We start from the raw sequence: 522 nt of genomic DNA, 5'->3' as shown, positions 1-522 counted from the left end.
CAGGGCTATTGCGTTCTGGGGTAACTGCTGGTCACGGCGGTTATGAGGTCGTGTGAGCGACGGTCTGCGCGTCGGTTGGCGCGGGCGATGTTGGCCTCGCCGTGGATGCGGTGCCAGCCGATGGCGGTGTTACGCAGGGTGGCCATGATGGCGGGTCCGGTGCCAGTGCGGGCCTGATGAAGATCTTCACGGAAAGTCACGTCTCGCACGTTGTGGACCTGGTTTTCGATCAGCCATTCCGCTCTTGCCCATTTCTGCAGGTCAGCGGGTTGGGCGTCGGCGGCGGGCAGGGATGTGATCAGGTAGGCGGTCTCGCGGCTGGTCTTGCCGCCGGTGGTGCGGGTACGGGTGATCCGGACGGCTTGCTGGGCGTGCGTGAACGCGATCCCGCCCGGGGTGTGCAGGGTGACGGCTTTGACGGTGCGGGTCTCGGTGCGTCCGTGACCGCGGTCGCGGGTGCGGTCACCGACCGGGATCTGCGCCCAGGGAACAGCTTTGAGCTGGGCGAACAGGGTGGGCTGG

At 66.9% G+C, this 522-nt stretch carries 1 protein-coding gene; it reads right to left on the bottom strand.

From position 1 onward, the window contains the following. Nucleotides 1-5: 5 nt before the first annotated feature. A partial coding sequence (locus ACFHWY_RS28815) for an ISAs1 family transposase (RefSeq protein ID WP_416583376.1) occupies nt 6-522 on the bottom strand: 517 nt, incomplete at its 5' end.

Source organism: Micromonospora sp. LOL_024 (assembly GCF_048060415.1).
Lineage (GTDB): Bacteria > Actinomycetota > Actinomycetes > Mycobacteriales > Micromonosporaceae > Micromonospora.
This window is presented reverse-complemented; position numbering and strand designations above follow the sequence as displayed.